Source organism: Chryseobacterium sp. PTM-20240506 (genome assembly GCF_048296755.1).
Classification (GTDB): domain Bacteria; phylum Bacteroidota; class Bacteroidia; order Flavobacteriales; family Weeksellaceae; genus Chryseobacterium; species Chryseobacterium proteolyticum.
This window is the reverse complement of the sequence record NZ_CP182581.1, coordinates 1,726,510-1,750,982: the sequence shown is the minus strand read 5'-3', so window position 1 is coordinate 1,750,982 and position 24,473 is coordinate 1,726,510. Positions and strand designations below refer to the sequence as shown.

22 protein-coding genes are annotated in these 24,473 nt (G+C 37.3%); 12 read left to right on the top strand and 10 right to left on the bottom strand.

What is annotated here, in order from left to right; all coding sequences use genetic code 11:
• The first annotated feature begins 255 nt into the window (after window positions 1-255).
• The 3 genes from ACNFU2_RS07665 (at window position 256) to ACNFU2_RS07655 (ending at window position 3,418) form a co-directional block, all read left to right on the top strand.
• Window positions 256-549, top strand: coding sequence for a GNAT family N-acetyltransferase (locus tag ACNFU2_RS07665; RefSeq protein ID WP_172279285.1), 294 nt, complete (start codon window positions 256-258; stop codon window positions 547-549).
• A gap of 158 nt (window positions 550-707) precedes the next feature.
• Window positions 708-2,828 carry a type IA DNA topoisomerase gene (locus ACNFU2_RS07660; protein ID WP_273648526.1) on the top strand — a complete coding sequence of 707 codons (2,121 nt, stop codon included), beginning with the start codon at window positions 708-710 and terminating at the stop codon, window positions 2,826-2,828.
• 167 nt (window positions 2,829-2,995) lie between these two features.
• Window positions 2,996-3,418 carry a PaaI family thioesterase gene (locus ACNFU2_RS07655; protein ID WP_172279721.1) on the top strand — a complete coding sequence of 141 codons (423 nt, stop codon included), beginning with the start codon at window positions 2,996-2,998 and terminating at the stop codon, window positions 3,416-3,418.
• A gap of 3 nt (window positions 3,419-3,421) precedes the next feature.
• On the opposite strand, the gene ACNFU2_RS07650 is transcribed toward ACNFU2_RS07655, so the two are convergent.
• The 3 genes from ACNFU2_RS07650 to ACNFU2_RS07640 all read right to left on the bottom strand — a co-directional run bounded on the left by ACNFU2_RS07650 (window position 3,422) and on the right by ACNFU2_RS07640 (window position 7,029).
• Window positions 3,422-4,156 (bottom strand): hypothetical protein, encoded by a 735-nt coding sequence (locus ACNFU2_RS07650; protein WP_273648525.1) that lies wholly within the window; start codon window positions 4,154-4,156, stop codon window positions 3,422-3,424.
• A gap of 83 nt (window positions 4,157-4,239) precedes the next feature.
• A complete protein-coding gene (locus ACNFU2_RS07645) occupies window positions 4,240-5,586 on the bottom strand; it encodes an MFS transporter (RefSeq protein WP_273648524.1) in 1,347 nt (448 codons plus the stop codon).
• A 6-nt stretch (window positions 5,587-5,592) separates the two neighbouring features.
• Complete coding sequence (locus tag ACNFU2_RS07640; RefSeq protein ID WP_273648523.1) at window positions 5,593-7,029, bottom strand: mannitol dehydrogenase family protein; 1,437 nt, start codon at window positions 7,027-7,029, stop codon at window positions 5,593-5,595.
• A gap of 164 nt (window positions 7,030-7,193) precedes the next feature.
• Here ACNFU2_RS07640 and ACNFU2_RS07635 point away from each other — a divergent pair, with 164 nt between their 5' ends.
• Complete coding sequence (locus ACNFU2_RS07635; protein ID WP_273648522.1) at window positions 7,194-8,204, top strand: LacI family DNA-binding transcriptional regulator; 1,011 nt, start codon at window positions 7,194-7,196, stop codon at window positions 8,202-8,204.
• Between the two features lie 285 nt (window positions 8,205-8,489).
• On the opposite strand, the gene ACNFU2_RS07630 is transcribed toward ACNFU2_RS07635, so the two are convergent.
• Window positions 8,490-8,741, bottom strand: coding sequence for a hypothetical protein (locus tag ACNFU2_RS07630; protein WP_172279275.1), 252 nt, complete (start codon window positions 8,739-8,741; stop codon window positions 8,490-8,492).
• 224 nt (window positions 8,742-8,965) lie between these two features.
• Between ACNFU2_RS07630 and ACNFU2_RS07625 the strand changes: the two genes are divergently transcribed.
• The 3 genes from ACNFU2_RS07625 (at window position 8,966) to ACNFU2_RS07615 (ending at window position 12,088) form a co-directional block, all read left to right on the top strand.
• Window positions 8,966-9,310 carry a phage holin family protein gene (locus ACNFU2_RS07625; RefSeq protein WP_172279273.1) on the top strand — a complete coding sequence of 115 codons (345 nt, stop codon included), beginning with the start codon at window positions 8,966-8,968 and terminating at the stop codon, window positions 9,308-9,310.
• 238 nt (window positions 9,311-9,548) lie between these two features.
• The gene (locus tag ACNFU2_RS07620) at window positions 9,549-11,543 is read left to right on the top strand and encodes an alpha/beta fold hydrolase (protein WP_418124515.1); all 1,995 of its coding nucleotides are present in this window, start codon (window positions 9,549-9,551) and stop codon (window positions 11,541-11,543) included.
• 53 nt (window positions 11,544-11,596) lie between these two features.
• Window positions 11,597-12,088 carry a DNA-deoxyinosine glycosylase gene (locus ACNFU2_RS07615; protein ID WP_273648520.1) on the top strand — a complete coding sequence of 164 codons (492 nt, stop codon included), beginning with the start codon at window positions 11,597-11,599 and terminating at the stop codon, window positions 12,086-12,088.
• 53 nt (window positions 12,089-12,141) lie between these two features.
• Here the strand turns inward: ACNFU2_RS07615 and ACNFU2_RS07610 are convergent, their stop codons facing one another.
• The 6 genes from ACNFU2_RS07610 to ACNFU2_RS07585 all read right to left on the bottom strand — a co-directional run bounded on the left by ACNFU2_RS07610 (window position 12,142) and on the right by ACNFU2_RS07585 (window position 19,020).
• A complete protein-coding gene (locus tag ACNFU2_RS07610) occupies window positions 12,142-13,176 on the bottom strand; it encodes a phosphotransferase enzyme family protein (protein ID WP_273648519.1) in 1,035 nt (344 codons plus the stop codon).
• The gene (locus tag ACNFU2_RS07605) at window positions 13,167-14,078 is read right to left on the bottom strand and encodes a nucleotidyltransferase family protein (RefSeq protein WP_273648518.1); all 912 of its coding nucleotides are present in this window, start codon (window positions 14,076-14,078) and stop codon (window positions 13,167-13,169) included. Before ACNFU2_RS07605 ends, ACNFU2_RS07610 begins: the two co-directional genes overlap by 10 nt.
• Window positions 14,068-15,459, bottom strand: a complete 1,392-nt coding sequence (locus ACNFU2_RS07600; protein WP_273648517.1) for a Gfo/Idh/MocA family protein — start codon at window positions 15,457-15,459, stop codon at window positions 14,068-14,070. Before ACNFU2_RS07600 ends, ACNFU2_RS07605 begins: the two co-directional genes overlap by 11 nt.
• Window positions 15,460-15,558: 99 nt before the next feature.
• Entirely contained in the window at window positions 15,559-16,632 is a 1,074-nt protein-coding gene (locus ACNFU2_RS07595; protein ID WP_273648516.1) for a serine hydrolase domain-containing protein, read from the bottom strand.
• A 90-nt stretch (window positions 16,633-16,722) separates the two neighbouring features.
• Window positions 16,723-18,258: a hypothetical protein gene (locus ACNFU2_RS07590; RefSeq protein WP_273648514.1), complete on the bottom strand. Its 1,536-nt coding sequence runs from the start codon at window positions 18,256-18,258 to the stop codon at window positions 16,723-16,725.
• 69 nt (window positions 18,259-18,327) lie between these two features.
• Window positions 18,328-19,020: an AIM24 family protein gene (locus ACNFU2_RS07585; protein WP_172279256.1), complete on the bottom strand. Its 693-nt coding sequence runs from the start codon at window positions 19,018-19,020 to the stop codon at window positions 18,328-18,330.
• Window positions 19,021-19,198: 178 nt separating this feature from the next.
• Here ACNFU2_RS07585 and queA point away from each other — a divergent pair, with 178 nt between their 5' ends.
• From queA to ACNFU2_RS07560, 5 genes are all read left to right on the top strand, one after another.
• Complete coding sequence (queA, locus tag ACNFU2_RS07580; protein ID WP_172279254.1) at window positions 19,199-20,248, top strand: tRNA preQ1(34) S-adenosylmethionine ribosyltransferase-isomerase QueA; 1,050 nt, start codon at window positions 19,199-19,201, stop codon at window positions 20,246-20,248.
• A 100-nt stretch (window positions 20,249-20,348) separates the two neighbouring features.
• The gene (gene rlmN / locus ACNFU2_RS07575; RefSeq protein WP_172279252.1) at window positions 20,349-21,383 is read left to right on the top strand and encodes a 23S rRNA (adenine(2503)-C(2))-methyltransferase RlmN; all 1,035 of its coding nucleotides are present in this window, start codon (window positions 20,349-20,351) and stop codon (window positions 21,381-21,383) included.
• A gap of 75 nt (window positions 21,384-21,458) precedes the next feature.
• Window positions 21,459-22,385 carry a sterol desaturase family protein gene (locus ACNFU2_RS07570; protein WP_172279250.1) on the top strand — a complete coding sequence of 309 codons (927 nt, stop codon included), beginning with the start codon at window positions 21,459-21,461 and terminating at the stop codon, window positions 22,383-22,385.
• Window positions 22,386-22,515: 130 nt separating this feature from the next.
• A complete protein-coding gene (locus ACNFU2_RS07565; RefSeq protein ID WP_273648513.1) occupies window positions 22,516-23,394 on the top strand; it encodes a hypothetical protein in 879 nt (292 codons plus the stop codon).
• A gap of 74 nt (window positions 23,395-23,468) precedes the next feature.
• Window positions 23,469-24,446: a polyprenyl synthetase family protein gene (locus ACNFU2_RS07560; RefSeq protein WP_172279246.1), complete on the top strand. Its 978-nt coding sequence runs from the start codon at window positions 23,469-23,471 to the stop codon at window positions 24,444-24,446.
• The last annotated feature ends 27 nt before the right edge of the window (window positions 24,447-24,473 follow it).

Genomic DNA, 24,473 nt, shown 5'->3' with positions numbered 1-24,473 from the left:
GAACTCTTATTAAGGAAGGAGATCTGGAACTGATTGTAACAAATACTCCACAACTATAACCTTAATTCTAAATTCTATTAGAAGATAAACCCAATCCCTTTTAAACTTCGGTTTAAAAGGGATTTTTGATTTTGTAAACCCATTTGGAATACAATAAATATAAAATACAGAGAAGTTATCATAGGATATGACGTAGTACAAACAATCATTCTATCTTTACTTTATTAAATAGTAAAACAGATAAAAAATATAGAAATGGAAAGAACAGAAGTAATTATTAATACACACAACAGGGGAGAAGTTCAGTTATTTTCTGATGATCAGAAGATAGGAAAAATGGATATCTCAGTTATAGGACAAAAATTAACCGTTTATCATACAGAGGTAGATCCTGAACATGAAGGAAAAGGTTTTGCTAAAATACTATTGGAGAAACTTGTTTCTTATGCCAGGGAAAATAATTTGAAAATAGTTCCTCTATGTCCTTATGTTTTTGCGCAGTTCAAAAGACATCCGGAAGAATATAATGATGTCTGGTTGAAAGAATAAATATAATAATTGATTAAGCTTCCTGTGGGAGCTTTTTTTGTACTTTATAATGATCAGTTACCAATGTTTAATCTTTTCCCGGTATTGATTAGCTATAAGTTTTTTAAAGTCAAAAAAAATCCCGATTTTTGCAACCCTTTCAATAATCCCGAACATTCATGAAACTTTGTATTGCCGAGAAACCCAGTGTTGCCAGAGATATCGCCAAAGTTTTAGGTGCTACTACACCTAAACAGGGCTATATGGAAGGAAACGGCTATTGTGTAACCTGGACATTCGGACATTTATGTACGCTGAAAGAACCGCATGATTATGGTCCGCAGTACAAATCCTGGAATCTGTTTTTATTACCGATCATTCCCAATAACTTTGGAATAAAACTGATTCCGAATAAAGGAGTTGAAAATCAGTTTAAAGTAATTGAAAAACTGGTGGAAGAATGTGATGAGGTCATTAACTGCGGGGATGCCGGACAGGAAGGAGAATTGATCCAGCGTTGGGTATTGCAGAAGGCAAAGTGCAATAAGCCGATTCAACGATTATGGATTTCGTCCCTAACCGAAGATGCGATTAAAGAAGGATTTGCTAACCTGAAACCTGCGGAAGATTACAAAAATCTGTACCTGGCTGGAAATGCCAGAGCTATCGGAGACTGGTTGCTTGGTATTAATGCAACACGCTTATTTACGAAAAAATTCGGAGGGAATAAAGCCGTTCTTTCTATCGGCCGGGTACAAACTCCAACCCTTGCAATGTTGGTTCAGCGTCAGAAAGAAATTGACGCTTTTACCACAGAAGAGTATTGGGAACTTAAAACGAAATACCGCGATGTTATTTTCAATGCTGCGATTGATCGTTTAAAGACACTGGACCGAGCTGAAAAAGGATTGGAATATCTTAAAGTAAATCCCTTTGAAATCGTTTCATTTGAGATCAAAGAAGGAAAAGAAAAGAACCTGAGGCTTTTTGACCTTACGGGACTTCAGGTGGAAGCGAATAAAAAATACGGATATTCAGCCGAAAATACGCTTAATTATATTCAAAGCCTTTATGAAAAAAAACACGTGACTTATCCGCGTGTGGATACGACGTATCTATCTGAAAATTTATATCCTAAAATAGAAGGAATCCTTCGGAAAATGTACTTTTATCAGGATTTAATTGCTCCACTATTGGAAGCTCCTATACCGAAATCCAAAGCTGTTTTTGATGATTCGAAGGTAACGGATCACCATGCAATTATTCCCACCGAAGTTCCACCATCCCAGAACCTGAGCAGGGAGGAAAAGCTTATTTATGATCTGATCGCCAAGCGTTTCATTTCTGTTTTTTATCCCGAATGTAAAATTTCCAATACATTGGTAGAAGGAAAAGTGGGAACTATTCCTTTTAAAACAAGCGGAAGACAGGTTTTAGAGCCGGGATGGAGAGCTGTATATGCCAAAGAACCGAAAGAAGAGTCTTCAGATAAGGATAAAGAAAAAGAAGAAGAGCAAACCATTCCTGAATTTACAGTAGGAGAAACGGGGCCGCATGATCCAATAATCCATCAGGGAAAGACATCCCCTCCAAAACCATATACCGAAGCAACGTTGTTAAGGGCAATGGAAACTGCCGGAAAGCAGGTTGATGATGAAGAGCTGCGTGAAATGCTGAAAAACAACGGGATCGGAAGACCTTCTACCCGGGCCAATATCATAGAAACTCTTTTCAAACGAAAATATATTGAGAAGAAAAGAAAAAATCTTATTGCGACGCACACCGGAATTCAACTAATTGATACTATTGAAGATGAATTGCTGAAAAGCCCTGAACTTACAGGAGAGTGGGAGTTAAAGCTTAGGAAAATAGAAAGTGGTGAATATGAAGCCAATCAGTTTAAAGAAGAACTGATCCAGATGGTCTCTGAGCTTACAAGAAAAGTAGTGGACGGGAAAGGAAAAGTGATCACTTTACAGGAAGAAGAGAAAGTGGTTGAAAAGAAAAAACGCGAACCTGCTCCTAAAAAGGAACTTCAGTCTTTTGAGGAAACAAAATGCCCGAAATGCAAAGAACACAATCTGATTAAGGGGAAAACCGCAGTTGGATGTTCAGATTTTAAAAATTGTGGTTTTAAAATACCGTTTGAGCTCTTTGGAAAAAAGTTATCCGAAAAACAACTTCTGGATCTTATTCTTAAGGCAAAAACATCTAAATTAAAAGGTTTCAGTACGCATCCGGGTGCCCTTACGGAAGGTGTCCTGTCATTATCTGATGATTTTACGGTGCAACTAGGTTAACTCACATTATCATTGTGAACTGAAGTTTTTTTTGATTAATCACAAGAGGACAAGATCTTTCTGATCTTTGATTTTTGTGATTTGATATTTTATATGCGTTTACCTTAAAAAGTGCTGCTGGGATTTTCAATCCTTTTATTACATTTGTAAGAATCATATTTCAATCCATGACACCTGAGAAAAAACAACTGATCATAGACAGTTTCAACCGCTCCGAAACCTTAAAATTCTACAAAGCTGAGCTTCTTGAAGTAGAAACCGATTTCATATCCATTAAAATCCCAAAGATGGAAATGATGACCCGTAAGGCAGGAATGTTTAATGGGGCAATGATCGCTTCTCTGGTTGATGTTTCTTCGGGATATGCTGCGGTAAGCAATTATAAAGATGATTGTTACGTAGTGACCATAGAACTTAAGGTTAATTATTTAAGGCCTGCAATGGGAGATGCTTTGATTTCAAAATCATACGTAGTAAAAGGAGGCGGGAAGATCAGCGTGATCAGAACTGAAATTTATACAGTGGACGAAAACGGATCATCCGAAACTCATGTTGCCACATCATTGGTTACGATGATGAGACTTAAATAAGATTTAAAAAGAATAAGCCTGAACAGAAAACTGCAGGTAAGCATTATTTCCTACAGGATTAAACATTCCCCAGATTCCAACCGGAAGCTGATAACCCGCAATGGAAAATGTTTTGGTAATGATCAGACTGATCTCATTAAAACCTGCTTCTTGAGCAAAAAAGTTTCCTTTTTCACCTTTGGGATTATGTAAGGCAAAGGCATATCCGATCCTCCCTCGTACCGCGAGGTTTTCTTTTGTATAGAAAGGATATTCTGTTGAAACAAAAGAAGAATATTTATTGTGTGTATTGTCCCTATCCCTATCCCGGCCAAAGACTACCGTATTCCAGCTTAAGACTAAGGGTAGTTTCTCACTTATTGTATAATATGACCTGAAATCCCAGAAGCGCCCTGTTTCACTTGCATTGTAATTAAAAAATTCTTTGTTGTTATAAGTGGCACCAGGTGAAAAATTATAAATATCCCAGAGTTCCACCATAAGGTGCTTATTTTTGTATCCAATATAATTGTCAAACTCTTTATAGGAGCCATCTGCATTTCCTCCGGCCCAGAATCCTCCGTAAAAATTCTTACCATCTAAATGAACATCACCGGTATATATGAAACCTGAGGAAACTTCCTGACCTCGCCACAAATGACTGTTTCTGAGCTGCAATGCAGAATGCAGTTTCTGGCCATAAACCCATGAATTTCCAATGATGATGGAAATAATCATCAACTTTTTAATTTTAATCATAATGCTGAGTGTCTTTTTGATTACAACATTCCTGTCCGGTAAATGAATACCGGAAAAAAGGAATGTATAAAAGAAATGAATGGTTAGTTAATAATATCTTTCTCCCGGATCTTAGATCCGAAGAGTGCATAAGAAAGCATAAGCAGTTCACAGATGACCGTTAATATCCAGGTCCATCTCCATGAGCCGAAAAGATCAGCCAGTCCTCCTTGAAGTAAAGTAAATACCGCACCGCCAAATACAGCAGAAATGAATACACCGGATGCTTTTGAGGTATATTTATTCAGACCCTTTATAGAAAGTGTATAAATACAGCTCCACATAGAAGAATGTAAAAGCCCGATGGCAACAAGGAACCAAAGGTTCTGGGTGATCATTGAAGTAATCGCCAGGATGGTAGCAAGAACTGTTGTCGTTGCAAGCTGTGTTCTCGCTGAGATCTTATTGAAAAAACTAGAAATAGATCTTCCAACAAGGAAGCCTCCCCAATATAAAGTAGATAATAATGCATGAATTCCAAGGTCCATTCCGCCGATAATAATATCCGTTTTTCCGAAGAAAGTGATCGGCTTTCCCGATTCCATAAGCTCAAAAGCATTCAGGTTGATATTGGCTCCGATGGCAACTTCGGTTCCTACATAAAAGAAAATGGCAACCACACCCAAAGCAAAATGGCGGAATGACCAGATGCTTCTTTCCAGTTTTTCTCCTGCAACGGCTCTCGTATTTTCAATATCAGGAAGATGCAGTCTCTTGGTGATAGCCATCACCGTAACAATACAGATGATCAGTACAGAGAGAGGTAGTAGCAGCTGTTTTATTTCAATATTTTCAATGGAGATACCACTGAACATCACGATGGTCACAAAGAAAGGTGCTGAGGTCGTACCAATAGAATTGATGGCTGTTAAAATATTCAGTCGTTGTACGGGCTGTGTCCCCTTTAAAGGATAAGAGGCAGCATAAGGATTTACCACCACCTGAATAATTGCTGCAGAAGTTCCCATTAAATAAGATCCGGCTACAAAAATGATAAACCCAAAGGGAATAATGGCATCACCGATCCTGAAATCCACCGAAGGAAACTGATAACCCACCCACGAAGAACATAAATACATCATCAATCCGGAGATCATAAAAAACAAACCTCTTAGGATCGTATTTTTATATCCAAAGGCATTGACCCATTTGCTTCCTAAAGTGCCGTTTAACAAATATCCTAAAAAGAAAAAGAAAGAAATGAGCGTGGTGAAGGTGTTTTTCAGACCTCCCGCATGAGCCAGAAAAGTAAATTTTAAAGGAGCCTGCAACTGTTCATTAACAGTTGTCAGAAAACCAACGATAAAATAAATGAAAGTAATAATAGCAAAAGGAAGGATACTGCTGTCAGACTTTATTTTCAAAGCTTTTATTTCGGAATTTGTTTGCATAATACTTTAGTTTACAATAGTTTCTAAAACAGGTGCGATCCCCTGATTTTTAATATCATCAACAAACTGTAAGTACAGACCGGTAAATGCATTTACCTCTCTCAAATCGATGCTTTTAAAGGCAGAAAGATCTAAAAAATCAATGGGGTTATCACTTTGGATTAAAATTTCATCTTCCGAAGCCAGCCATGGCTCGCCAATTTCATATGTAAAACCTTTATCGTCTGTCTTGTATTTCAAATAATGCCTGTAAGAAGCTATAAGAAATGCCGGACGCATAAGATCTTTTCCATCACTGATTATTTTTGCGAGATTGGGCATAATATATACCGGAAATTTAGAAACACCGTCAAAGCATAATCTGCTCACCTGGTCACTTACGCTATGATTGGAAAACCTTTCTATCAGTGTACGTTTGTAAAGATCTAAATCAGTATCGGCAGGTGCCGGAACATATGGTGTAATATCTATATTCATAAAATCCCTGATTAGCTTTACAATACTTTGATCCTGCATGGCCTCATCTACCTTGCGGTAGCCTTTTAAGAAAGAAGGGTAGGATAATAGGGTGTGCGAAGCATTCAGGAGACTGAGTTTCATGTTTTCAAAAGCAGTGACGTCATTCGTGAATTCTACGCCGGATTTTTCCCATTCAGGTCTTCCTGCGATAAATTGATCTTCTATCACCCATTGGATGAAATCTTCACAATAAACGGGGGCTTTATCATTCCAGCCGCTTTTTTCATTAAGCCTTTCAATATCTTTGGCTGTGGTAGCAGGTGTAATTCTGTCCACCATACTGTTCGGAAATGTAACGTGGGATTTGATCCAGTTTCCAAGATCTTTATCCTGAGATTCTATAAAACTGGTGAATGCCCTTTTTGCGGTATTGCCATTATGCTGAAGATTATCACAAGACAGGATCGTGATACTTCCGGCTCCATTTTTTTTACGCAATCGCAGACCTTCTGCTATAAATCCAAAAACCGTTTCAGGAGTACCCGGATTCATTAAATCGTTTTGTATGTGGCTGTCGTTCAGATTAAACTCATTCGTTTCTTTATTGAGATTATATCCTCCTTCCGTAATGGTAAGACTGATGATCTTTATCGCCGGATCAGCGATTTTAGCAATTACTGCCTGGGGATCTTCTACTCCCCATATCAACTCTGTGAGTGAACCTATGGTATAGATTTCATCTTTTCCATCCCTTCCACAAACCGTAAGGGTATAGTCCAGATTTTGGGATCTTAAATCACGTACTATTTTTTCATCAGAAGGAAGTAAGGCAATTCCGCAGATTCCCCATTGCTGTTGACTTTTGTCTCCCAGCAGAAGGTGGGTGTAATACTGCTGATGAGCCCTGTGGAAATTTCCGACACCAATATGTACAATGCCGGTTTTAATATTTTCACGGTTATAGGGATAAGAATTGGGAGTCATATATTATAGTTTTTAATTGAATGTTAATCGTTTGCTAAACTTATATTAATAAATCTATTGCGCGGTATTTTTTGTTATGAAATTGATAATGGGAACGTTCCCAGAATTTGGGAACGTTCCCATTTGCTTATTTTTTTGTTATTTTTGATAAAAAAGAGTCCCTGATGAAGCGTGTAACCATTAAAGATTTGTCGAAATTTTTGTCATTATCTACCTCTACCATCTCAAGAGCACTGCTTAATGATAAAAATATCAACCCGGAAACTAAGAAGAGGGTATTGGAAGCAGCAACGAAATTGGGCTATAAACCCAATGCAACAGCTTTGAATTTAAAGTATGGGAAATCCAAAAATATTGGATTGGTGGTACCGGAAATGATCACACCATTTTCTTCAAAAGTTCTGAAGGGGATTCAGAATATTTTGGATCCGTTAGGGTATCGTGTTATCATAACACAATCGGATGAAAATCCATTGATAGAAAGAGAGAATCTTAAGCTTTTAGAAGAATTTAATGTGGACGGGATCATTATTAATCTTTGTCATGAAAGTCTTAATGAAGAAGTTTACAAAAAGCTGATCAATAATGATATTCCCATGGTATTTTTTGACAGGATACCCGGGAAATCAATACAGGCTTCGCGGGTGATCGTAGATGATCAGATCAAAGCATCATTAGTAGTGGAGCATCTGATTAATACGGGACGAAAAAGGATCGCACACATTATGGGGCCTTTAACGATAAGGAACGTAACTGAAAGAGTGAACGGATACAAGCGTATTATGGAGAAATATAGTCTTACTGATCCTGATCTGATTGTTTCTACAGAGGGAATGACTTTTGAAGATGGCAGAAAGGCAGTACAGGAACTATTAAACAGAAACATCCATTTCGACAGTATTTTTGCCTTTTCCGATACATTAGCTATTGGTGCAATGAATTATCTTCATGAGCAGAATATAAAAATTCCTGAAGAGATAGCGATTGCAAGTTTTTCAGGAACAGAACTAGCAACTATTGTGCATCCGCAGCTGACAACAGTACAGCAGCCATTAGAAAAAATGGGAGAAACCGCTGCCCGTCTCGTGCTGGAAAAAATACAAAATGCGTCATCACCGGATCAGACGGTTATTATGGAAACCGAATTGATTTACAGGGCATCCACCGTTATTTAAATCTACTCGCTTTGGTCAAGCACAAGAATAAGAGATAAAATAAAAACCACAGAAAGAGCACTAATGACCAACAGATTAACCTGCACTATCATTGATATGATTAATAGTAGGATAGAAGCAAGCATAATATATCTGAAATAATGGGTGTATTCTTTTTTCATATAAGATTATTAGCTGTTATAAAATTAAAAAAAAGACACGTAACTTTTACTTCAGCCGTCTTACTTGCCAAAAAAACAAATGCCTAAGGATACCTTAGGCAATTTGTCCATTTAAAAAAAATGATTAATCATAATTCTCTTCAATCCATCTAAGGCATTCCTGGTAATAGCGGTTTTGCTCATCAGATTGTAGATAAGGTGCATTAATAAATGCGTTGTCTGCAATTTTTTGCATAATTTTTTCAAGGCTCCGTCCATTAAAGTCCACTCTTGTTTTTTGAATATTGGAATACTTCAGGTGATCCTTGTGAATATGCCAGGATGAATCTTTTCCTGCATCAACTCTGGTGAGATTGGTTGTGTGTGTTGCGTCCATGATCATAATTTTTAAGGGGTTTGCAGACTTAAAATTCAGGAATAAAAAGATCATAACCCAAAGGGAAAATACCCATTTTTGAAAAATCAGTGTTTTCCCTTATTGTATTGAAAATATAAACTTTAGCAATTCATGATGGATAAAGACTTTTATTAATCATTCAAACCGAGATCCGATGGAATGAGTTTTGATACTTGTATACAAACTATTAAAAATATTAACATATGAACTTAATTATCCGTTTACTGATTACTGCGCTTGTTGCGTTTCTTTTAACGAAAATTTTACCGGGAGTACATTTTGAAGGCTTTTCATCTGCGATTATTTTCGCGATTGTTTTGGGACTTTTGAATTTAATTGTAAAACCTGTTTTAAGTCTTTTGGGACTTCCTTTAACGATCATCACCCTAGGATTATTTGCTTTAGTCATTAATGCATTGATCATCCTTCTGGCAGATTATTTCATAGACAGTATGGTTGTAGATGGATTCTGGTGGGCATTCATTTTTAGTATCGCCTTATCATTGATCACTTCACTGGCCAATTCTATGTTCTCAGATGGGGACTAAGCTTACAGAAGTATAGCATAACAATATAAATCCGTCAGTTGAGCTGGCGGATTTTTTATTGGGTCCATCAAAAAGGATATAAATAACATAAATAGCAACTGTACAAGCGTCTTATCATCAAATGTATCACAGGTAAATCAATTCATCACTTTAACAAAAAACAAGATAATTGTTAATTCCTTCGCATATTTTTATTTTAAGTACTAAATTTGGCAATCTTTGAATTAAAAAGCAATTTATGAAACTTAAGTACAGCCTGCTGGCTTTAGCAGCCCCACTTTTAATGAATGCACAACAGTTAATGACGCCTGAAATTCTTTGGACTTTGAAAAAAGTGGGAGTACAGGCAGTTTCACCTGATCAGTCTTCACTTATTTATAAAGTAGGACAAGTAGATCTGAAAACAGAGAAAACGAAAAACGAAAACTATTTCCTTAATGTTATCAATAATCAGTCTTCAAAATTAGACTTAGGTAAAAAAGCTCTTATTCAGTGGGATAAGAATGGAATTTACGCACAGGAAGGAGATAAGATATTCCTTTCTAAAGATAACGGAAAAACCTGGGCGGAGTTTTATACCATCGGTGAGGTTGATAATATTGTAATTTCCCCTGATGGAAAGAAAATCGCTTTCAGCAAGCAGGTTTTAGTGGAGAAGGTAATGGGGAAAGATAAATACAGCGATACTCCTAAAACAACAGCACAGGTGTATACTGACTTGAACCACAGACACTGGGATTATTTCAATGAGGGAAAATACAATCATGTTTTTGTAGTAAATACTTCAGATAAAGTGGAATCATCAAGAGACTTACTGGAAGGAAAGACATGGGATTCTCCGCAGAGGCCGTTTGGTGGAGCTGAGGATTTCATCTGGAGTCCTGATTCTTCTCAGCTTTTGTATGTTACCAAGCCTAAAAGCGGGAAAGAGTATGCTACAAGTACAAATACGGATATTTTTGCTTATGATCTTGCTTCCGGTGCTACAAAGAACCTTACAGAATCAAATAAAGGCTACGATGTCAATCCTAAATTCAGTCCGGATGGAAAATCACTGGTATGGCAGAGCATGGAAAGAGATGGCTATGAAGCGGATAAAAATGATGTGAAAATCATGGACTGGAAGTCCGGAAAAACAGAGAACCTAACAAAAGGCTGGGACGAAAGTGTTTCCGGTGATGTTTTCTGGAGTGGTGATTCCAAAACCATCTATTTTACAGCGGCATTCAGAGGAACAAAACAATTGTTTTCCTTAGATCCTAAAAATGCAAAGGTTCAACAGATCACAAAAGGAGATTTTGATGTAAATGAAATCTTTGCTGATAATAAAAACACCTTATTGGTAGGCAGAACCGATGTCAACCATGCTACAGATTTATTTTCTGTAAACATTAAAAACGGTGAAATGAAACAGGTTACGGAAGCCAATAAAGATACTTATTCCAAACTGGCTCAAGGGAAATCTGAACTAAAAATGGTGAAAACATCGGATGGAAAAGAAATGGGAGTATGGTTCCATTATCCGCCGAATTTTGATCCGAATAAAAAATATCCTACTTTGGTATATTGCCAGGGTGGACCTCAATCTGCATTGACTCAGTTTTTCAGTGTACGATGGAATTTTGCTCTTATGACGGCTAACGGATACATTGTAGTTGCGCCGAACCGTAGAGGAATGCCGGGCTGGGGAACAAAGTGGAATGAAGAAATCTCTAAAGACTGGGGTGGACAACCTATGAGGGATTATCTTGCCGCTACAGATTATGCTAAGACATTACCTTATGTGGACGGACAAAGAGTAGCTGCAGTAGGAGCAAGTTATGGAGGATACAGTGTATTTATGCTTGCGGGGATTCACGATAACAGATTCAAGACCTTTATTGCTCACGACGGGCTATTTGATATGAAATCATGGTATCTGACCACTGAAGAGCTCTGGTTTGCCAACTGGGATTTAGGGTCTCCATGGGAGAAGCCGCTTCCAAAAGCTTATACAGAATTTAACCCTAGCAATTTTGTTGAAAAATGGAATAAGCCGATCATGATTGTCCAAGGAGGAATAGATTACCGTGTGCCTTATGAGCAAGGACAAGAGGCTTTCCAGGCAGCAAAATTAAGAGGCCTTAAAACAAAATTAGTGTATTTCCCGAACGAAAACCACTGGGTGCTTCACCCGCAAAATGGTTTGGTATGGCAAAGAGAATTCTTTGACTGGTTAAAAGAAACTTTATAACAAACAATAAAAACGAAAACGGGCTTTTGGCCCGTTTTTTTTATATTTGAATTATGCAAAACCGTATTTCTTCATTTCCTCCTATTATTGATGTCCATTCCAGAATTTTAATTTTAGGTTCTATTCCCGGGGTCAAATCATTGGAAAAACAACAATATTATGCACATCCTCAAAATAAATTCTGGAAGATTATTTTTGAGCTGCTTCATGAAAAATTTACGGAAGATTATACAGTAAGGATTGAAACATTGAAGAAACATCACATCGCACTTTGGGATGTGATTGATTCCTGTGAGCGAAAAGGAAGTCTTGATTCGGAGATCAGAAATGAAGAAGCCAATCAGATTGAAGAACTTTTAGAACAATATCCGAATATCACTGCCATATTTTGTAATGGAGGAAAATCTTATAAAAACCTACAGAAAGTTTTAGGAAAAAGTTATCGGCTTCCTGTGATTCTGCTGCCTTCGACAAGCCCGCTGCATACCATTTCGTTGGAAAAGAAATTAGAAGGATGGTCAAAGATCATGGAATTTCTAAAATAACCTCCTTCCTTATTTCCTTTATGCTCCAGCAACATCATCATAAGATGTGCACTTTAATCTACTTTTAAATAACTGCGTAAACCCCTGAGAAGCTCCAGCTGGTTCTTCGTACGGTCGAGATTATGCTCCGGATAGGTTGTAGAATAATAAGTGCTTCCATTTAAATAATCTGTAAGAAAACGAAGCCCCTGAATGTAGATAGCCACCTGTGCGGAATAATCAAGATTTTCAAACTCGTCTGGAGTCAATAGATCCTTAAGATGAAATAGAAAGCCCTCTTTTACCGATTCGAAAATTTCTGAATTGAAATTATTTTGAGCTGTTCCATCATCTTCATTAGTGGTATTGGTGTATGATTGGATCATGGTTCCAAAATCATAGAGAATAGTAGAAGTCATGATTGTGTCCAGGTCAATTATAGCCATCGGGTCATGGTTCTGATCAAAAAGAATATTACTGATTTTCGCATCTGCATGAACAATTCTTTTAGGAAGTTGGCCATTATTTTGCATTTTGATCCATTGATCAGGTAACCACAACAATTGGTTCATCATTTCTATTTCAGCTTTTGCATTTTCTTTTAAAGAAGATGATCCGCTTTCTAATGAAATTTTATAGTCGGTAAGTCTCTTTTCAAAATTGAGAAAATCGGGTAGTGGATCTTCAATGATGGGAAGACTTTGCGTGTTAATGATGCTAAGAAAATAACCCACAGCCCTTGCTGCCTTGGAAGCTGTTTCTGCTGAAGGAACAGTAAGAAAGGTAATGCTGTTATCAATGAAGCTGGTCATTCGCCATGAATCTCCATTTCCATCCCTGATTAAAAACTCCTCTGAAGACGAAGCAATCGGTTGTGTCATTTTGAAATGATATTGACCCTCTTTAAGAATCTTATTTATTTTCAAATGATTGTTGATAACCTGCTCCGGCCTTTTAAAGACTTGTGTATTAATCTTCTGTAAAATATACTTTTCCCGGTTTTGATTATTTTCTACACAATAGGTAGTATTGATCAAACCGTTATTGATCTGAGTAACTGTACAGTTGTCAGTGCCTATAAATTTTGAGATAATATTCTTCAGCTCCATAGATCTTCAGGGTATCGCTGGTTTTGGATTTCTTTTTCAAGGTAACTTTTTAGAATAATTTTATCATCGGGATAGGTCATTCCCAACCAATGAGATGGCGAGGTTCTGACTGCAATTTTGATTGTATTCTCCTCGTTCATTTTCTGCAGAGCAGTAGGAATATAAAATTCTTCTTTGGGTTGTGGATTGGATGTAATAAAATCCTTAAAATAGATTTCTAATGAATCGAATATAATGGGATGGAAAATAAAATAATTCATAGAAACCAAAGTATCTGGTGCTACTTCTATGTCTTTCCCGTTTTCATCGGTATAGACAATAGTATTATTTTCTTTTCGGATGGAAGTCTGCTCTTCTACTTTTAGCAAAAAATGATCATCATCCACCGTGCAAATACCTCTGGCTACCGTACCATTGTTACTTAACGTGGTAGAAAGCGGATAGGCAATGAGTTCAAATTGGGAATCAGAAACATTTTGATTGTCGATTTCACTCGATGCTAACTGATAAACTTCTTTACCGTAAAAATCGTCTGCATTGATCATTACAAAAGGTTCACTAATATATTCTTTTGCACAAAGTACGGCATGGCCTGTTCCCCAAGGTTTTTCCCGGGACGAATAATCATACCCTGAAGGAATGTATTTATCCATATCCTGATAGACCCATTGCAACTCAAAGTTGTTGGTTTTGGAAATGTTTTCCAGCCTTTCTATATAGCTTTCAGGGATGAAACGATTAATAATAATCACAATTTTATTGAAGCCGACCATTAGAGCATCATAAATAGAATATTCCAGAATAGGAGAGCCATTGCCCAATATTCCATCTACTTGTTTAAGGCCTTTATAGCGGGTGCCTAAGCCTCCGGCTACTATGAGAAGTGTTTTTTTAGAATTCATCTGTCATTCCGAATATAGGTTTACGATTTTTCCATTGTCCTTTTGTGAAATCAGGGATCTCAACAACCTGTCCTCCTTTAGCAATTGATTTTTCGCTGAGCGGTGTGATTGCATACCAGGTGGCAAGATCATATACATCCATAGGGAATTCTATATTACGTTTTATACATTCAATAAAGGTGTTCATAACGAAAAAGTCCATTCCACCATGTCCTGCGCCAGTTGCTTTGCTTTCAAATTTCTTCCATATCGGATGGTCGTAATCTTTGATCCATTTCTCGGTATTATCCCATTTATGGGTGTGATTCATTATCTTTTCAAAATAAATATGTCCCTGATCTGCGCCTCCTGATCCGAAGTCCTGCCAGATTCCGTCAGTTCCCTGCACTCTGAATCCAAGATCATAAGGTCTCTGTAAGCTGGTATCGTGTGTCAGAAGAATAGTTTCTCCGTTAGCACAAGCTATTTGTGTCGTAACGATATCACCCTGGTTAAACTTCACTTTGGCATTAGGATGGTTGGCTCCACCTTTCGGATGTTCCACAATATACTGATGCAAGCCGAGGGATTTTGAAGAAAATGAAGATAAGCGTGTTAATCGGTTTCCACGATTAATATCCATCATAACGGAAACCGGACCAAGGCCGTGGGTAGGATAAAGTTCTCCATTTCTTTTTACATAATGTTCCGTTCTCCATTTTGCTTCGCTAAAACCCTTTTCCCCGAATTCGGCTCCGGAATTGTAAGGCGTAACACCGTCATTAAATAAAACCCCGCGAAGATCATGCTGATAACCTCCTCTTCCGTGGACCAATTCTCCAAACATTCCTTTACGGACCATATTCAGGATAGCCATGATATCTCTACGGTAACATACGTTCTCCATCATAAAAATGGGAACTTTTGTTTCCTCATAAGTTTTTACGAATTCCCAGCAGTCATCCAGTTTAATGGCACCGGATACTTCCATTCCAACAATTTTCTTAGCCTTCATCGCTTCAACTCCCTGTGTAAGGTGCCATTCCCACGGAGTAGCGATAACAACCGCATCGATGTTGCCAAGTTTCAGGAGATTTCTGTAATCATATTCTCCATTTGAAAATTCACGGGCTTCCGGTTTACCATTGCTTTTTAAGATTTTCTGGCTGGCAGATAACATAATTGGACTAGGGTCTGCAAAAGCAACGATCTCAACATCGTCCCTTTTAGCCAATAGCTTTACATGTTCCTGTCCCCGTAATCCGACTCCTATAAAACCAACTCTTACTTTTTTATCAGATACAAAACCTTTTGAATAGGCAAATAAAGAATGAGGTAAAACAAGTGCTCCGAATGAAGCTAATGCAGTTGTTTTGATGAAGTCTCTACGTGAATTATCCATAAATGATATTTTTGATTAAATATGTTATTTAAATTTAAAGATATTAAAATATCAATAACCAGTGAATCATTTTACTCTTAAAATTGATTTTATTTTTATTTATTGTCCGTAATATGCACTTATTAGCCTCTCTCTCATTTTGTTGAGGTAGTTGATGTTTTTGGTATTGGACAGAATAATCACCGTCAGGTTTTTTTCAGGTAAATGCACCCAGTTCGCACTATGTCCGTAACCTTCACCCTGACGTTCTACAAATAGGGTAGTCATATTTCCGAATTTTTTAGGATAAACCCAAAAGCTAAAAGCAGTATCCCCAAGCTCCTTATAAGGAGTAAGCATGGTGTCTACAGTTGATTTTTTTAATAAAACATGATTGAAAACGGCCTGGTCAAAGGTTAAAAGATCTTTGGGAGTGGAGTATATGCCCCCGGCCGTATAAAAATTGTCGATATAGGTGTTGGTTGGGATATGAAGAGCAAATGGGTCCGAATCTGTTTCCGAATATCCGTCATCTATATTCTGGATAATATCATTGTGGTGCAAAAGACCTGTATTATTCATTTTAAGAGGAACCAGGATCTGCTCTTTCAGAACTTCTTCAAAAGATTTACCATATATATTTTCAATAATTTTTCCAAGCAGGATATAATCACCATTGTTATAGCTGAATTTTGTTCCGGGTTTATCGATCAGTTTTTCAGAGAGAAAGGTTTTGATAAAATCATCCAGGTTCCAAATTGTATTGTCATATGCCTCGTGAATGAGTTCCGGAGAACTGATGTCCTTATTAAATCTCCCGCTGCTATAGGTTAGAAGGTTTCTTACGCTTGCTTTTTTAGCGGCTTCCCCTTTGTAATCCGGAAGATAAGTTGCAATGGGAGCGTCCAGGTTGATTTTACCTCTTTCATATAGCTGCATGATCAGGACTGCAGTAAATGACTTGGTGAGAGAAAATATATGAAATCTGGTTTCGTCTGAAAAGCTGATGTTATAATGTCTGTTGGATAATCCTTTATACGAAAGTAATTCGGTCCTGCCATTCTGGGCAATCAGAACTGCTCCGTTGAAATTATCATTCTTCACACTGGAATCAATTACTTTTTCCACATTTGAAATTTGAGAATAGACCACATTTATTGCTAATAAAAGAAATGTGGTAAAGGTTTTTTTCATAGTAAACAGTTTTAATAAAGAACAATTTTTGAAACTCAATATTTTTAATCCATGAGGAAAAGTATTTTCAGTGAGCTACCTACATACAACTTATTGGCCGATCCAGGCTTTTCTCAATGCAATTTGCTTCGGATCAGGATGAGCTAAGGCGGTAACCTTTCCCGTAGTGTCATCATAGGCAAAACCGGCTTTGGCAAGGTATTCTTTTAAGGGAAGTGGTTTTGTTCCTTCTACATAATCCCTGAAAAAATCCCGGATTTCCGGAAAAGTCATTTTTGTAATTTCATCAAATAAATCATTGTCATTGAAATAGCGATCCTCTCCATATTTTTGCATAAGGCGTTGCATCAGATCCTGGGTTCCCGTTTTTCCACCCGAAAGCTCACGCAATCTGATGTCCAGGCATAACCCGATTAATGGGCCTTTCTGATAAACGTTCATGTACTGGTCCTGTTTTTCCATAGCGTTTTTACTCAGATCGGTAAAGGACAAATGAGGATCAAACTCCTTCATACCGGCTATCTTTTCTTCCAGCTTTTTTTCGAATTCAGGAATACCGATCATCTTTTGCTTTATGGGCATGTGTATCGTTGCGTATTCCGTCATACCTTCATACAGCCAGAGATGTTTCGACATCGAAGGATTTAAGAAACCATAATGCTGGATTTCTCCTGAATGAATATGAAGCGGAGTGATAATGTGGAAAAACTCATGGGAGGCAACCCTGTCCAATGCATCCGGCAGATAGCCGATATTCCCGGAAAGATAAAGACATACGGTCGACCTGGAGTGTTCGAGGCCATCTCCCATAAACCCTTTTTTATCTGAAGATTCGTAATAAATCAGAAAAGCATACTTTTCGACAGGCAATTTTCCACCCAGGTAGGCCTGTTGATTTTCTAAAATCGTCTTTATATGATCTGCTATTTTTTTGGAATAATGCCGTTCCTTTTTATTGTAAAATGATACAAGCACCTCAGTGGTACCTATTTTTAACCAGGTCGTATCAGGAACGCAATACAGTACAGGAGAATCTACGAGGCTTCTGTAATCTTTTGCCCGGACGATGTCTGTACTGTCATTTTTTCTTTCATAATCCAACGCAGAAGAAGCATAAAAATCTTTATTTTTCTTAATGCTGATTTCATATGGTTTATCCTTTATTTCCTCAAAGTAACCTACCAATGAATTATAATTGATCACAAAAACACTGTCTTTTTTAAAAGTACTTCCTGCTGACTTTGCTCCTTCTGTATGCTCCTTTAGGGAATCCCAGCCATCGGCAACACGATAGGATATCTTTTTTACATGCCTGAGATCGTGGATTAACCAGCTGTTGGTATCTAAGCGTTCCGTAACCACTTTTTTCCCTTTTTTATCGATTGCTGTAACATCGGAAACATATTGCCCGAAATTCAGGGGCTGATAAAATCCGGGAACGAGTTTGGGTATAATAAACTTACCTTTTTCCAGCTTATTTTTGGGTGGAGTAAAAGAAACCGTCACCTGGTCATTATCCGTATGAATAAGATCGATATTGTATTGATAGTTTTTCTTTGACGATTGGGCAGTTGCCAAATTGGGAAGAAGAATCAGTGCAAAAAATATTTTTAAAAGATTTTTCATTTTATTTTCGGCTTTAAAGCTTAATAAAAATATGAAGTTAATTTTGTTAATAGCCCATTATAGGTATTATTATTTTTCTATTGCATATACTTCTTCATAGGGCTGGATAAGAACCCATCCGTTTCCTGAAAACTTCATCTGAAATTCTTCACCACTTCCTCTACCCATAAGGCTTTTAAAAGAAACATTCGTTTTAAGTTCAGGAGTTAAGTTCCCGGACCATGCAACTGTGGCATTAGGATCTGTGAAAACAGGGTTTTCAGGAGTTACCATAAGCGTTAAAGGTTCTCCGTGGGTTGTAATAGCCACATGTCCCGTTCCGGAAAGTTTTACCTGAAATAATCCGCCCGACAGCATTCCTGCAATACTTTTAAGCATGGTAATATCACTTTTTATACTTTGTTCATGGGCCAGGACATCGTTGCCGTTCACACACAATGCTTCATTATTCAGGTAAAGGATACGTACTTTTTTTCCTGAATCAGCCACATACAGTTTTCCTGTGCCTTCTGCCTTCATTAATCTCGTACCTTCACCACTGATTGCTTTTTTCAGAAGATTTCCGATACCTCCTGCAAGCATGCCTTGCCTTTCAAAATTTATATTTCCGATGTAGCCCACCATACTTCCCCTTTTAGTCCAAACCGATTGATTGGTAAGGTTTATCTCTAAAAGCTGAGGCTTTTCAAGTTCAAAATAGTCCCGCTCTTCAGGATTTTCTTTGGTTTCTTTAATGAATGATTCTAACGAATATTTGCTCATAATTAATCAATTTTGTGCGACCAAATTACATCTTTTTCAGACCAAAATACATAGTAATTATTAACCATTTGACAGCTTTATCAAATAAAGCTTGACAAAGGGGTGTTCAATGTCGTATATTTGCACACCGAAAATTACACCAGTAATTTCAATAATTTTTAAACCGTAATTTAAAAAAATGAAAACATCCGATTTTAATTTTGACCTTCCTGATGAACTATTGGCAGAACACCCGTCCGAGCATAGAGATGATGCTAGACTTATGGTTCTTAACAGAAAAACCGAAACTATAGAACACAAGTTGTTTAAAGATGTAGTGGATTATTTCGATGAGAAGGACTTGTTTATTTTCAATAATACTAAAGTTTTCCCTGCGCGTCTTTATGGAAATAAAGAAAAGACAGGTGCTAAGATTGAGGTATTCCTTTTAAGAGAGCTTGATAAAGAAACACGTGTTTGGGACGTATTGGTAGATCCTGCAAGAAAAATCAGAATTGGAAACAAATTGTTCTTTACAGAAGATGAATCTTTGGTAGCTGAGGTTATCGATAATACCACTTCAAGAGGAAGAACTTTAAGATTCTTATTCGATGGTTCTTATGAAGAGTTCAGAACAAAATTAAAAGAATTAGGAGAAACTCCGCTTCCAAAATATATCAAAAGAGCTGTAGAGCCTGAAGATGCTGAAAGATACCAGACGATCTATGCAAAAGTAGAAGGAGCAGTAGCAGCACCGACTGCAGGATTACACTTCTCCAAACATCTGATGAAGAGATTGGAGATCAAAGGAATCGATTTTGCAGAAGTAACTCTTCACGTAGGTCTGGGAACATTTAATCCGATCGAGGTTGAAGATCTTTCCAAGCACAAAATGGAATCTGAAGAAATCATCATTGATGAGAAAAATGCTGCAATCATCAACAGGGCAGTAGAAGGACACAGAAGAGTATGTGCTGTAGGAACTACAACAATGAGAGCATTGGAAACTTCTGTTTCTTCCAACAAAAAAATCTCTGCATTCAACGGTTGGACAAATAAATTCATCTATCCGCCTCATGAATTCGGAGTAGCCAACTCAATGATTACAAACTTCCACACTCCAAAATCTACATTAATTATGATGATTGCGGCATTTGCTGGAAGAGATTTTGTAATGCATGCATATGAAGAAGCCGTAAAAGAAAAGTATAAGTTCTATTCTTACGGGGACGCAATGCTTATTTTATAATAATTTTAAATGATAGATTGTAAATTTTAGATTAAGTCCTAACTTCGTTTGGGGATTTTAATCTAAAATTTATAATTTAAAATCTATACTCAACTCTATTTTGAAAGATATTCGAACTTTATCACTGGACCAGCTTAAAGACTACTTTTTGACTTTAGGAGAAAAACCATTTCGCGCGAAACAGGTTTATGACTGGTTGTGGAGTAAAAACCTCCATTCTATTGATGAGATGACCAATCTTTCAAAACAGCTTCGTGACAGAATTTCAGCAGAATATACCATCAATCCGGTATCTGTGGACCTGCTTCAGAAAAGTAAGGACGGAACCATTAAAAATGGGGTGAAACTTCACGATGGTCTTATGGTAGAATCTGTTCTGATTCCTACTGAAACAAGAACTACCGCTTGTGTTTCCTCACAGGTAGGATGTTCGTTAAACTGTGAATTCTGTGCTACCGCAAGACTAAAAAGAATGCGAAATCTTGAAGTCGCCGAGATCGTGGATCAGGTTGCACTTATTGACAGTCAAAGCAAAATGTATTTCGACCGCCCTCTTACCAATATCGTTTTTATGGGAATGGGAGAGCCAATGATGAATTACAAAAATGTGGTAGAAGCGATCCGGAAAATTACCCAGCCTGAAGGCTTGGGGATGTCTCCAAGGAGAATTACGGTTTCTACTTCCGGGATTCCAAAGATGATCAAGATGCTTGCCGATGATGACCTTAGGGTAAAACTGGCATTATCGCTTCACTCTGCGATAGAATCCAAGAGAAACGAAATCATGCCTTTTTCAGATAAGTTTCCTTTAACTGATATTATGGAGGCTCTTCAATACTGGTACAAAAAGACCGGCAACGTGATCACTTTTGAATATTGTGTGTGGAAAGGCATTAATGATGGTGATGAAGATATCAAAGCGCTGATCAAATATTGCAAGCAGGTTCCTTCCAAAGTTAATCTTATCCAGTACAATCCGATCGGTGATGGTAAATATGACCAGTGCAATAAACAGGCAGAAGAAAATTATGTTCGTCAGCTTGAAAATGCGGGTATTACAGTAATGATCAGAAAAAGCAGAGGTGGAGATATTGATGCCGCATGCGGACAATTGGCCAATAAGACGACCGATTAAAATTTCCTTAAAAAATTATCTAAAATGGGACTCTGATTTTCAGAATGTCCTACCTTTGTACAAAAATTAGTAACGATGAATTACTTTTTGGGCGAAGATGGACTAGAAAATGTCTATGCCTGGGCAATTCCCTTTCATGCCACCGTAATTTTAGCTGAAATGATTTATAGCCACGTTTCTGAGGCTAAACTATATAATAAAAAAGATGTAGCAACAAGCGTTTTTTTAGCTCTTCTGAATTTTGGTTTGGATCTGGTAATGAAGGTTTTTGCAATGGGGGTGATGTTTTTCTTTTACAATCACCGTCTTTTCTCTTGGGATTTCACCATCTGGTACTGGCTGATCTGCTTTGTTATCACGGATTTTGCATATTATGTGCTTCATTATGTAGATCATCATTCCAGGGCTTTCTGGGCAGTTCATATTACCCACCACAATTCCGAATACTTTAACCTGACAACGGGATTCAGGAGTCCTGTTTTACAACCGTTGTACCGGTACCTCTATTTTTCTCCGCTTGCCTTTTTAGGATTCAATCCATGGCATATTATGGTAGTGTACGCTATCGGACAGGTATATGGAACATGGGTTCATACGCAAACGGTAAAAAAGATGGGTTTCCTGGAACATATTCTGGTGACTCCATCCCATCACCGTGTACATCATGCATGCAACATCAAATATCTCGATAGAAATATGGGAATGTGCCTGATCATCTGGGATAAAATGTTCGGGACTTTTGAAAAAGAGGATCCGAATATTCCTGTGAAATACGGGATATACCCTAAAATGCCCGATGACAGACCTGATACGGTGCTGTTCTATGAATGGCGAAAAATATGGAAAGATATCAAACAACCGGGATTGAAATTCTCAGACAGGATCAATTATATTTTCAATTCTCCCGGCTGGAGACATGACGGTACAGGAAAGACGGTAAGGCAATATCAGAAAGATTACTTTGCAAGGAAAATCCGCAAACAACATAAAAAGTCAGCATAAATTTTTTCAAACAACTTTTTTAATCAGTAAAACGGGCCCAAAAGCCCGTTTTATTTTAGCAATATGATAAGTGCATCGTTTACAGCATCAATTTTGCTATGCTAAACCGGTAAATTAGTATTTTTATTCAATGAAAAAGGTTATCCTCATCTTTGTATTTCTGTTTTTTCAGACTTCATTTTCCCAACAGACAGATTTTCTTAAAATAAAAAGGTACAGAACAGCCTTTTTAGAAGATGAGGTTAAAGAAACATCGGGATTGGATTTCTTTAATGGTCAACTTTATACTTTTAATGATAGTGGTAATAGCCCGGAGCTTTTTGAAATAGACAAGGACTCAGGAAAGGTGTTGAGTATCCTGAAAATTAAAGCTAAAAATAAAGATTGGGAAGCGCTTACTCATGATGACTCTCATTTCTATATCGGAGATTTTGGAAATAATACAGGAACAAGAAAAGACCTTGAAATTTATAAAGTTCCTTTTTCTAATGGCAGGATGGAAAATGACTCTATTAGAACCCTTTCTTTTTATTATCCTGAACAAAAAGAATTTGTCCCCAAAAACACCAATAATGATTTCGATGCGGAAGCTATGATTTATTTGAATGGTAAACTGCATATTTTTACCAAAGAATGGTCCGCAAAAGCAACCTCACATTATACCATCGATCCAAAAGCGGATGAATTGCAGAAAGCCGAAAAAATAGAAACTTATAAAACAGATTTTGTAGTAACCGATGCTGCTTATTTTGATCATAAACTCTATTTGGTTGGATACACCAAAAAAACAGAAGTTTTCCTTGATATTTTTAATGAAACTGAACCGGGAATCTTTTTTAAAGAGAGATTAAAGCACTATTATCTGGGAAGTGCCACCTCAATCGGGCAGATCGAAGGAATTGCCGTAGATGAAAAAGGAGTCTATATTTCCGGGGAGAAATTCCGTTATCCACTCGGAACTGTAAAGCAGAGTCTGTATTTTATTCCAAAAGAAGAATTCAAAGATTGAATTTTCTACTAAAATTGCCTGAAAAAAATTATCTTTGTGAATATTAATTATTATTTATCCATCACTCACAGATTGTGGCAAACATCGTAGAAGAAATCAAGCAACCGATCAATGAAGAAATGAAACTTTTCGAACAAAAGTTTTATGAATCTATGCAAAGTAAAGTTCCTTTACTGGATAAAGTGACACGTTTCATTGTTACGACCAAGGGGAAGCAGATGCGTCCTATGTTTGTATTTCTTTGCGCAAAGTTGGTAGGTGAAGTTACAGAAAAGACCTATCGCGGAGCCTCGATGATAGAGTTGATCCATACCGCAACATTGGTCCATGATGATGTAGTGGATGAAAGTTTTAAAAGAAGGAATTTTTTCTCTATTAATGCTTTATGGAAGAATAAAATTGCAGTATTGGTTGGGGATTATCTCTTATCGAAATCAGTTCTGTTGTCTACCGACCATAAAGATTATGATTTACTTTCTGTTATTTCAAGGACCATCAGGGAAATGTCTGAAGGAGAGCTTCTTCAATTGGAAAAAGCCAGAAAGCTTGATATTACTGAAGATGTTTATTATGAAATTATCCGTCAGAAAACAGCAACCCTGATTGCCGCATGTTGCGAAATAGGTGTTTTGTCAAATAACGCTGATGAAAAGCTTGCAAAAAGAATGCAGGACTTTGGAACTTATACCGGAATGGCTTTTCAGATTAAAGATGACCTGTTCGATTATCTAAGTTCAAATGTTATCGGGAAACCGGTGGGGATTGATATTAAGGAACAGAAAATGACACTTCCTTTGATCCATACCCTTACAATAGCAAGTGAAAAAGACAGAAAATACTATCTCAATACGATCAAACGCTATAATAATGATCAGAAGCGTGTAAAAGAGCTTATCGCTTTTGTTAAGAGCTCAGGTGGGCTGGATTATGCTATCAGTGTAATGAAAGATTTCCAGCAAAAAGCAAAAGACCTGCTTAATGAATTCCCCGATTCAGATGCTAAAAGATCACTCCACAGCATGCTGGATTATGTGATCGAAAGAAAATTCTAAAAGTGCCGGTACTTTTTTTATCTCCCG